Origin of the sequence: Methylobacterium sp. E-065, from assembly GCF_022829605.1 — a bacterium.
Lineage (GTDB): Bacteria > Pseudomonadota > Alphaproteobacteria > Rhizobiales > Beijerinckiaceae > Methylobacterium.
The window spans coordinates 1-9338 of sequence record NZ_JAKSYD010000131.1 but is presented as its reverse complement, the minus strand read 5'-3'; the positions used below and the strand labels follow the sequence as shown (position 1 = coordinate 9338).

General features: G+C 58.8%; 12 protein-coding genes and 1 pseudogene. 7 read left to right on the top strand and 6 right to left on the bottom strand.

Features of this window, described 5'->3' with window-relative positions; translation table 11 throughout:
* Positions 1–267: pseudogene (locus MKK84_RS18730) on the bottom strand (DNA topoisomerase); the annotation flags it as partial.
* Positions 268–446: 179 nt separating this feature from the next.
* Between MKK84_RS18730 and MKK84_RS18725 the strand changes: the two are divergent.
* Positions 447–938, top strand: coding sequence for a hypothetical protein (locus MKK84_RS18725; protein WP_243922355.1), 492 nt, complete (start codon positions 447–449; stop codon positions 936–938).
* A 96-nt stretch (positions 939–1034) separates the two neighbouring features.
* Here MKK84_RS18725 and MKK84_RS18720 read toward each other — a convergent pair whose 3' ends face one another.
* Positions 1035–1235: a hypothetical protein gene (locus MKK84_RS18720; protein WP_243922354.1), complete on the bottom strand. Its 201-nt coding sequence runs from the start codon at positions 1233–1235 to the stop codon at positions 1035–1037.
* A 653-nt stretch (positions 1236–1888) separates the two neighbouring features.
* Here MKK84_RS18720 and MKK84_RS18715 point away from each other — a divergent pair.
* On the top strand, positions 1889–2494 hold the full coding sequence (locus MKK84_RS18715; RefSeq protein ID WP_243922352.1) for a hypothetical protein: 606 nt from the start codon (positions 1889–1891) through the stop codon (positions 2492–2494).
* Between the two features lie 558 nt (positions 2495–3052).
* Here the strand turns inward: MKK84_RS18715 and MKK84_RS18710 are convergent.
* The 4 genes from MKK84_RS18710 to MKK84_RS18695 form a co-directional block, all read right to left on the bottom strand.
* Entirely contained in the window at positions 3053–3799 is a 747-nt protein-coding gene (locus MKK84_RS18710; RefSeq protein ID WP_243922350.1) for a hypothetical protein, read from the bottom strand.
* 27 nt (positions 3800–3826) lie between these two features.
* On the bottom strand, positions 3827–4018 hold the full coding sequence (locus MKK84_RS18705) for a helix-turn-helix transcriptional regulator (protein WP_243922348.1): 192 nt from the start codon (positions 4016–4018) through the stop codon (positions 3827–3829).
* Positions 4019–4103: 85 nt separating this feature from the next.
* Entirely contained in the window at positions 4104–4727 is a 624-nt protein-coding gene (locus tag MKK84_RS18700) for a hypothetical protein (protein ID WP_243922346.1), read from the bottom strand.
* Positions 4724–5947: a tyrosine-type recombinase/integrase gene (locus tag MKK84_RS18695; RefSeq protein WP_243922344.1), complete on the bottom strand. Its 1224-nt coding sequence runs from the start codon at positions 5945–5947 to the stop codon at positions 4724–4726. Before MKK84_RS18695 ends, MKK84_RS18700 begins: the two co-directional genes overlap by 4 nt.
* Positions 5948–6368: 421 nt before the next feature.
* Between MKK84_RS18695 and hpt the strand changes: the two genes are divergently transcribed.
* The 5 genes from hpt (at position 6369) to MKK84_RS18670 (ending at position 9021) form a co-directional block, all read left to right on the top strand.
* Complete coding sequence (gene hpt, locus MKK84_RS18690) at positions 6369–6935, top strand: hypoxanthine phosphoribosyltransferase (protein ID WP_243922342.1); 567 nt, start codon at positions 6369–6371, stop codon at positions 6933–6935.
* A gap of 164 nt (positions 6936–7099) precedes the next feature.
* Positions 7100–7465 (top strand): response regulator, encoded by a 366-nt coding sequence (locus MKK84_RS18685; RefSeq protein WP_147940768.1) that lies wholly within the window; start codon positions 7100–7102, stop codon positions 7463–7465.
* Positions 7466–7550: 85 nt separating this feature from the next.
* A complete protein-coding gene (locus MKK84_RS18680) occupies positions 7551–7793 on the top strand; it encodes a hypothetical protein (RefSeq protein ID WP_243922339.1) in 243 nt (80 codons plus the stop codon).
* Positions 7794–8108: 315 nt separating this feature from the next.
* Complete coding sequence (locus tag MKK84_RS18675) at positions 8109–8363, top strand: PilZ domain-containing protein (protein WP_243922337.1); 255 nt, start codon at positions 8109–8111, stop codon at positions 8361–8363.
* Positions 8364–8646: 283 nt separating this feature from the next.
* The gene (locus tag MKK84_RS18670) at positions 8647–9021 is read left to right on the top strand and encodes a hypothetical protein (RefSeq protein WP_243922335.1); all 375 of its coding nucleotides are present in this window, start codon (positions 8647–8649) and stop codon (positions 9019–9021) included.
* Positions 9022–9338: the final 317 nt, after the last annotated feature.

Below are 9338 nucleotides of genomic sequence, written 5' to 3'. Positions count from 1 at the left end.
CCGGATGGCGGCAATCTTCGGCTCGTGCGACTGGCCGGACCGGTTGGTGCCGCAGCTGACCGGGATCGTGGCGAGCTTGATGGGCAGGGCGTCGAAGCGCCAGGGCTTCCACTCGGGCCGGATGCTGCCCGGCTCCTCGGCGGACAGCAGGTGCCCCTCGGCGGCCACGCAGACGGTGTTTGGCGAGCGGAAGAAGCGCTGCAGCTGCCGCATCGCCGAGGGCTTCTCGAAGAAGAACAGCGTCCGGCCGGAACTCGAAGGTGACATCTCGCTACCTGCGAAGGCGCCCGCTGCACGAAGCAGCCCGTTCGTATTTTGTTCTAAGGCGACCGCACGCGCAATCGCTGTGATCGCGAGCGGACGGTTTGGAACGGCCCCTGGGTCGCTGCCGTGTGTCTCAGATCTCATCCCCCTCGTTCTCAGCCTCAGCGCGGCATAGGGCAGAGATGCTGAGCAAGCGCATCGTGCTGATTGACGGCCCGCAACTCGCCCGGGTCATGATCCGCCACAGCTTCAGTTGCTGGGTCGAGGTGGCTCTGACGGTGAAGCGCTTCGACGGAGAGTTTTTCGCGGGCCGAGGTCATGTCTCAGGTCAGGTCGTGCAGCGAAACGCGATCCGCCGCCCCAGCCCCCCGATCGACGCAGATGCGGGGCTACCTGACGTGCTTGAGACGCGTGCCGTCGCGCAGGCCGAGCTCTTGCGTAAGCTCGACCTCGAAACTAACCTCTTCAAGATCAGCCTTAAGTTTGGCGCAGCGGTCGACGACAGCGTCGATCACGAGTGCTGCACCTTCCGCGTCGTGGTCCATCAGGTTCAACGACGGCGCATCCTCGCTTATCAACAAGAGCTGGACGTAGGCAATCGCGACTTCCCCATAATCACGCACCATAGCCGACATAATATTATTCAAAATCTTACTCTTGATGCAAGCCAGTAACAACGATAGTTTTCATTAATAAACAAACCGATGATACAGGTAATAAGTAGTTTTATTTAAATTCTCGCTTTCTGGCATGCTAAGGCACGAGTGATTTCAATTCGCGGGCACACGCTCCCACGTTCCTGGTTTTTCTCCTTCCATATGCACACGCAAAAACACACCAAAAACCTTTTCTGTCCCCATCAAAGATTTGCAATTCAAGCACCGTATATCGTGATTTTCATTACCCGTTTTCGGATTTTCATAGCGTGTCTCATGCGGAGTTCCGCATTTTTTGCAGGTGTAATCAGCCACATCAAGCTCCTCAAACGCACACGATTAATAGGGGCTGCCTGAGACTCTGCCGGCCTCTGCTTACGCGCATGTTCAGACCAAGCCATGCCAAAGTTACAACGCTACACAGGGGCAGTAGGCCCCCTGCGAAAGGCCATCTGTCCGGGCGGCTGAGTATATTGCAGCGAGATGGGTGCACGAAGCGCAGTGCGTCTCTACGATGGAAGATACAAAGTGACCCTGTTTTCGGTCAAGTCGATAACCGGCGTAATCTGCGGGGTCCGTGTCAGGACGATTAGGAATATGGCGATCGGGAGCCAGAAGATCTACGATTCTGGCAGCAAGCAATATGCAGGGAGAAGTCGCGCCCTGCGCCGGAACTGCGGCGCAGAAGATTTTCATCCCGATAATTGTTTCAAATTACGGCTTTACGCAGCATGCCAATTATAAGCTGAAGTTAGACAATCTATAGATAAGGCAAGAAATACTATCTGCCATTGAACTATAGAAGTTGCCATCTCCAACTCGTTAAATAAAAATAATAGCAGTGCCCCAGCCTCGGATGGATACCGCCACCGAGGCCGACGCTGCGATCAAATACAACCGCCTCATCGGCACAAATGCTCGATGTTATATGGCAGACCATGCCTGGAAAACGTATGGGAGCGACCGCAATGAGGGAAAACGAGCACTTCAACTCAAGCTACAGCAGTCGACGAGTTCGCAATCGGCAAATGGTAGAAGCCTACTCAGCGTGGATCGACAACTTGATCACTGAGCAGTTCTGGCAGGGATGGATGGTCACCTTCATGTTCGAGGAGATGCACCTTTCAGAAGCTGGAACCAAGGCGATCATGCAAAAAGAAGTAAACGCATTTTTTAGAAAATTGTGTACCCGGTTTCATCGGAAGCCAACCAGCGCCGCCGCTTATCAGGTCATTCCTAGATTGATCGGCTGCCCCGATTTCCCAGTCTTCAAACACGCGAAAGAGGGGTTTCGCCTCACCGCACCGAACCATGGTCTTCACTATGGTTCGGTGCTGATACACCCCCTGATGGCCTATTCGCGGGCTTGCCGTTTAAAAGAACCGCTGGACCGACACGTTGAAGAAAACAAGCTGACGTATTGCAATAAAAAGTCTCGCATCGATCGCATTGATTTGGAACCAATTTTTGCGACGCCGGGGGCAGCTACGCGATACACGCTGAAGGCGCTGGAGAACAGCCGGATCGGTATGGACGAGGTCCTTATCCTACCCAGGTCAAGATCCGAGCTGTGAGGCGGCTGGGAGCGTTCCCGATCAAGTCCCAGAAGAAATCGCAGCCTCACCCTAACGCCCAGTCCAGCAATTTCATCGCCGAACGTGCGAAGCACCTAATAAGCGTGGTTTGGGTCGACGGCGACCTATACGAATGCGGGATTGCCATGTTCCGCCCGGTGCGGCTTCCCGCGGGCGTCGTTGCGGACTTCACTGATGATTTGCACGCCCTCATGCATGGCGAGCGCGAGCTGCTTCGGTTGCATCTCAACTCGAATATGATCTGGACCCGTTACGTGGATTGCTAAAAATACGAGACCAGCCGCCGCCTCGCCATAATCGATGCCGACGGCCTTATGATGTTGCTACAGACCTTGTTCAAATTAAAGCACAGCACAGCGTATAAGACACTTCAGCTTCAATCCGCCGGCTGTGCTGACTCCGGCGGCTTATTGAGAAAAATCTATATTAATAAATTTTGGATATTGGTCTCTATTTGAAATTCATATATTTGATTTGACAGACGGGTGATGATCTAAACTTTACAGATTGGAATCGATCATCGGCCACGGTGAGCATTCAGTTACTTACGCGGCCCTTAAAGTATTTTTTGCTCTCTTTGCAAAACAAAGCCAATGCCATTTTGATATCGACATATTTATCGTGGGAAATCTTGTAACCGTTTTTCCCTGAAAATACATCGCCCGGTCCTTCTGTGAGATCTTTTAGATACTTGACGTCTTTCTTCCTTTGTCGCTTGAGTGCGGCTTTTCTCGACGCCACTCCGGTCTGCCGCATCCCTTCGATGCCACCATGCTTATGAATGATCGCCGCAATCTCTTCAGGTGAAACGTCGGCGTTAAATTCTTTTTCCAGCATTTTGGCATAACGATTAGTCAGATTTATTTCGCTTGTGCTGCGGGCGAGAAAAACAAAGCGCATGACATACGATAGCGCCTTGTGCCGCCCCCGCAGGCTATCCTTGGGGCCCCGCTTGAATTGCTTCCAGTAGTCATTCCGGCAAAATTTTTGCCATTCACCCTGAACTGCCAGCATGTTGAACGCTATGCCGACCACGGCCCCCAACAACTCGTACTTTCGATTAAGGAAGCCATCGTGCAACGCCTTGATCGCGATCTGGCAGCTTGCTGCCGCATCATTCGGCTGTGTTTCGGCCAACCTAATAATATCGAGCGGGTTGGCGATGGTGATGCTGATCTGAGACCCAGAGCTGGCATCCTCACTTGCCCTGGAATCGTGCGACTCGCACGATTTCGATCGCTCGCCCACTTCAGCGGCATCGTGTTTGCAATTTTTATTAAGCATGTCACGCTCGCTTTTACGAACTTGAAACTACTGCCGCGACTCGAACAGTTGCAAATCGCCCAACCGCCAGTACCGTCGACCATTGATGCGGATCGGCTTTGGAAAATTGAGGCATTCATTCTTCAACCAGCGGTGCAGTGTCATGTCGCTGACCTGATACCTGGCCAAAACATGTGCGGCTGGCAGCAAATCATCAGATGAACGGACGTCGTAATTCATTGAGCCTCTCCGGTGCGGATACCGCTCGTTTTGGCGTCGAATGGTAGCTTATGTCAGCCGGAAATGGTCGGAAACGGCCGGAAACTCAGTCAAGGCGAGCCTTTGGTTCAAAATTTTGATAGATCGGTCCGAGATATTGCTTTAGTTGGGTGTCGCCTGGTTCTTCGGGTTCAAACCATTCAGCCATGTAATTAACTAATTCTGCCAGAGTTTTTGGCCGCCCATTAACTTCCATCCACCGAACCGCTTCTATTATACATTTGCTCCAATTATACTTTGGTGGGCGCCCGCTCGAGCCTATTCTATCTTTCGGCGTAAATGACGATTTTAACAAGGCAGCTTGCAGTGCTTGCAGCGCAGGATCGCGAGACTTTAGAAAATCATATGCCGTAGCACGATCCAGTAGTATGCTATATACTATCCAAATATTATCGCCAATGTGAAAATGAAAGCATGGGTTTTGGCAATCCCAATCAATCTCCGTGCAATTCCAGAACGCAACAGGTATTTCGAAATTTTTCCAAGGACCGATCTCGTCGCTTAGGGTCCGCACAATCGTCTTTGGATAGCATTGTGCCAGAGGTGCAAGACCAGTGAGGTTTCCTGTTACCATAGCGGCGCATATAAGATCGCCAATTTCGGATTTTGATAGTCCTGTTCGGTCAATGAGCTCGTTCCGGAGCCAATTAATGTCTACTTGGCTGCTCATCGTACTGTTCCACTAACTATCGCTTCGACGTGGGCCGCCCACGCGTCCATGGCATCACGCTTCTCGTCGAGGTACTGGTACCGGTTGTAGATGGCGGAAACGCCCTTGATGACGCCAGAGCGGTGATTCAGCACCGCCTCAATTACGTGTGGCTCTATCTTCAGGCGGCCCATACCCGTGGACGCTGTCCGGCGCAGATCGTGTAGCCGCCAGGGTTCGAGTGTGACGTCGTTCGGATCAGATCCCGCCGCTTCCGCATCTGTGCGCGCTAGCGAGAGCATGACGGCGTCGAGCCGAGCCTTTGCCTTGGCGTAGCCTGAGACGCCGCTGTTGCCTGTCGTGCTGATGAGATAACCGGCTTGCCCGACCACGCGAGGTAGGACCCCCAGAACAATCTTTGCGGCCGCGCTAAGCGGCACGTCGTGGAGCTGTCCGTTCTTCGCCCGCTCAGCTGGTATGGTCCACAGCGTGCCCCCGTTCCGCAGCTCGGACCGACGCATCTTCGCAACCTCGTCGCGACGCTGACCTGTGAGCAGAAGAAGCTGAACGAACGGCCCGAACGGCCAGCCGATTACCTCACACCCCCGCCAGAGCAGTCGCAGTTCGTCGTCATCCAGCACGCGGTCGCGGCTCGTCTCCGCGGCTGGTGCCTTCACGCGCACGCACGGGTTCGCATCGATAATGCCGCGGTCAGCTGCCCAGTTGAACAGTTTGGAAAGGGCCGCCAGCGTGCGGTTGGCCGCGATCGGCGTGCCTGCATCCACGATCCGGTCGAGAAGCTCGATCACGTCGCGGCGACCGATGTCCTGGATCTTCCGACTATCCCAAGCCGGCAGCACCTTGCTCCGCAGGATACGGATCGTTTCCTCGGCTGTCCGCGGCCGGTTTCTCGGCGTGACGTGCCGCTCAATGAAGCTGTCGATCACCGAACCGACCAGATCCCGTGTCGGCAGCGGTGCGACCACCTTGCGTTCGGCAACTGGATCCTGACCCAACGACACCGACTGAAGGGCCGCCCTCCCCTCGGTTCTCGCCTTGGCCAGATCGAGAGCCGGATAGGCGCCCAAGGTTAGTTTTCGGGTCCGGCCGCCGTGCCGGTACCGGACAGCCCAGCTTTTTGCACCGGAAGGTTGAATGATAAAATAGAGGCCCGGCAACGTGGCATCCGGGATCTCTAGCCGGCGAGCGGCGTCCGGTTTTAGGCGTTCGATGGCTTGCACGGTGAGCACTCGCGCTGCCACTCTGGTGATCCTCCAGGGTAACCAGGGGTAACGGAAACGGGCCGATATGCCCTGTTACCCCATGTTACCAACAAAGCATCACAATGGCAGTTTTTGCTAGTTCCAGCAAAGCCGTTGACCGCCCTTGAACCACCTGAATGTCAGGGGTTGTTATGCTCTCTGACCAGATTGTGGATCTGGGGGTCCCCCGTTCGAGCCGGGGCGGTGGTACCATCCATTCAGCCGGACGGCGCGAGGGGTTGGCGGATCGCCGGCCCCTTTTGCGTTTGGGGTTCGTTCGATGACGCTGGGGTGCCTGGGATGCGCATCCACAGTTCCCCCCGGGACCTCGGGACGCTAAGACCGCCCCTGAGCGCGGCGGCGGATTGCGTCCCGCGACCGGGTTACCGGGACACATGAGATGAGCATCCACGAACGGCGCGTGCGAACCCTCTTCGACGAGGCGGCCATCGCCAAGCGCAACGACGAACTCGCCGAGGAGATCCTGGCCGCACGGCCGGAGAACCTCCTGGTCGTGGCTGTGCTCAAGGGCAGCTTCATGTTCGCCGCCGATCTGCTGCGGGCGCTGCACCGGGTCGGGCTCGCCCCCCAGGTCGAGTTCGTGCACCTGTCGAGCTACCGCACCGGGACGGTCTCCAGCGGACAGGTCGAGATCCTGCGGGACGTGCAGAGCGAAGTGCGCGGGCGCGACGTTCTGCTCGTCGACGACATCCTCGAATCCGGGCGGACCGTTGTCTTCGCCAAGGATCTGCTGATGGCGCGCGGCGCTCATCGGGTGCTCACTGCGGTCCTGCTGGAGAAGCCCGGCAAGCGCGCCGTGACCATCGACGCGGATTTCGTCGGCTTCATCTGCCCCGACGTGTTCGTCGTCGGCTACGGGATGGACGCCGCCCACGCCTTCCGGCAACTGCCCTTCGTGGGCGTGGTCGATTTCGACAGCGGCGATCCCGATCTGTTCGATCCGTAGCGGTCGTCGGGGCGACGCGGCATTTTCGCCGCAGGCGCCGTCGATATGCCTGTATTCGGCGCATGGCGTCTTGACAGGCGGCGGGCAGGTCTGCGCCTGTCGTCTGCCAAGGGCCGACGTCGTCGCGACGGGGGCCCGGGAATCGAGGACGTTTACGGGACCCCATGGCGCGCATCCTCCTGGTGGATGACGAAGAGACCGTCCGGGGCTTCCTCAAGCGGGGGCTCGAGATTGACGGGCACGCGGTCGTCACCGCCAACGATGGAAGCGACGGGCTCGACCGTCTCAACGAGGCCGATGGCGGCTTCGACCTGATGCTCACCGACATCCGCATGCCGCTCATGGACGGCATCGCCCTGGCGCTGGCGGCCAAGCGCGACTTCCCGAACCTGACCATCCTGCTGATGACCGGCTTCGCGGACCAGCGCGAGCGGGCGCGCGGGCTCGACGCCATCGTCACCGACGTGCTGACCAAGCCCTTCTCGCTCGCGGACCTGCGGGCCACGGTAAGGCGCGCCCTGGCCGCCTGATCACCAGCCTTCACGGCACGCGAGCGCCATGGCCGAACCCCATGGGGCGACCTAGGTTCGAAGGCCATCCAGCGAGAGACCGGCCATGGCCTTCCCCGATTCGAACGAACCCAGCGCGCAGGCGATCGATGATCTGGAGCTGGTCAACGCCCTGATCGAGCGCAAGGAGGGCGGCGAGCCGGTCGATCCCGATATCCAGGCGCTGCTGACCGACATGGAGCGGCTGGGGCTCACCGGCACGGATGCCTACGCGACGCTCGACGCCTACCGGCCGGGCCCCGCGACCGGGGCCACCGGCGGGGACGACGTGGACGCGGCTCAAGCCTGAAACCGGCTAACGACCGGGGTCGTGCGGGCCGACGAGCCGCCGGCCCACCACCCAAAGCGGCACGGTCCGCTCGGGCGGTCTTCACCCAAGCGGATGCCGGTTCGGCGTAAAAGAGCGGGCCAAAGCTGAAGTCGGAGCGCTGTGCGCGATTGCGATGCGATCGGGCACGGCTCCCGCCCGAAGCGATCAAATTGTCAGGTTCTGTTGTCACGGCGGTAAGCTTGAAGACAGCAACGCGACGCTGCGTGCGCTGGCTTCAAGCGAACGAAGCCCCCGTGGCCTATCTGTTCGGCCAGGGAATTCCTGAGGTCGAACATGACAGCCGAACAGCGTCTCGCGGGCCGGACGGATTGCTTCAGCGCCGGGCATATCGTGGTCGCCGACACGGGCAGGCGGCTGCGCTGCCTCGTCTGGAACATGTCGGATACCGGCGCGCTGCTGGAGGCCGGCGATGACGACGCCGTACCCGAGACGTTCACGCTTCTGACTGCGATCGACCAGACGTCGCGCCGCTGCAGGGTCGTCCGGCGCACCGGCGCCCGGTTCGGCGTGGTTTTCGCTGACGCCTGAGCGCTCGGTCTGATCGGCGGAGCCGCCGGCCGGGCCGGGGGTCCGTTCGGGGCTGGACCGCGCCGAAGCAAAAAAGTTTTGCCTACCAGTATTGTCGTCTCAAGGAACCGCGCTGGCTCACACCCATCTGCGTGTTTCGGGGTGCCGCGTGCGGCAGGGACCGAACGCACCTTCTGACGCCCCGTCCTGCGGCGATTCCAAAGCCCGATCCTGCGGAAGCGCATGGCAGGACCGCGATCGTCCAAGATGATCCGCCCCACCCCTTCGATCGACAGAGGAGACCATGATCCGACTTCGTGACGCTGTGCTTTCGTCCACCCTGCTGCTGGCTCTTGGCGGGGCATCGACATCGGCCCTCGCGGCTGGTCGCTTCGACGGAGCTTGGTCGGTCGTCGCCACGACCGACACCGGGGCGTGCACCGGGCCCTACCAATATCCGATCGTCATCCGGGACGGGACCGTGGACGATGCCGGAGGGAACGGGGTCGACGCATCCGGCCGCACCACGGCCGATGGCCGGATCAGCGGCACGATCCGGAAGGGCCTTGCCAGCGTGCTGGTGTCGGGCCGCCTGCGCGGGTCCGGCGGGACCGGACGGTGGTCGCTGGCCGGCCTCGGCTCGTGCTCGGGCCGGTGGACGGCCCGTCGCACGAGCTAGGGTCCTACCCCGATCGAGGCGAGGCCCAGCGTGTTGCGGGCCCGTGCCGGGCCGAACGAACGCGCGGTGGACGGTATCCGCCGGGCCGTGCGCCTTGACGAAGCGCCCTCAAACGTAGTCAAAGACGTTCCTGGCGCACCGAAACCGTCAATTTACTCAATGGTTTCGGCGCGCTCGCCGGTGTAGCACAGCGGTAGTGCAGCGGTTTTGTAAACCGAAGCCCTGAAATACTTGCTTCGTCATATTCCTATTCATAACCAGTACGTTAGCCGTTCTCGGCCGGTGAAAACCGGTACATCTGTGCCGTGTTTCGTGCG

Coding starts and splice junctions, on each gene's coding strand:
- MKK84_RS18725 (WP_243922355.1), top strand. CDS start 447: ATGCTGAGCAAGCGCATCGTGCTGATTGACGGCCCGCAACTCGCCCGG.
- MKK84_RS18715 (WP_243922352.1), top strand. CDS start 1,889: ATGAGGGAAAACGAGCACTTCAACTCAAGCTACAGCAGTCGACGAGTT.
- MKK84_RS18710 (WP_243922350.1), bottom strand. CDS start 3,799: ATGCTTAATAAAAATTGCAAACACGATGCCGCTGAAGTGGGCGAGCGA.
- MKK84_RS18705 (WP_243922348.1), bottom strand. CDS start 4,018: ATGAATTACGACGTCCGTTCATCTGATGATTTGCTGCCAGCCGCACAT.
- MKK84_RS18700 (WP_243922346.1), bottom strand. CDS start 4,727: ATGAGCAGCCAAGTAGACATTAATTGGCTCCGGAACGAGCTCATTGAC.
- hpt (WP_243922342.1), top strand. CDS start 6,369: ATGAGCATCCACGAACGGCGCGTGCGAACCCTCTTCGACGAGGCGGCC.
- MKK84_RS18685 (WP_147940768.1), top strand. CDS start 7,100: ATGGCGCGCATCCTCCTGGTGGATGACGAAGAGACCGTCCGGGGCTTC.
- MKK84_RS18680 (WP_243922339.1), top strand. CDS start 7,551: ATGGCCTTCCCCGATTCGAACGAACCCAGCGCGCAGGCGATCGATGAT.
- MKK84_RS18675 (WP_243922337.1), top strand. CDS start 8,109: ATGACAGCCGAACAGCGTCTCGCGGGCCGGACGGATTGCTTCAGCGCC.
- MKK84_RS18670 (WP_243922335.1), top strand. CDS start 8,647: ATGATCCGACTTCGTGACGCTGTGCTTTCGTCCACCCTGCTGCTGGCT.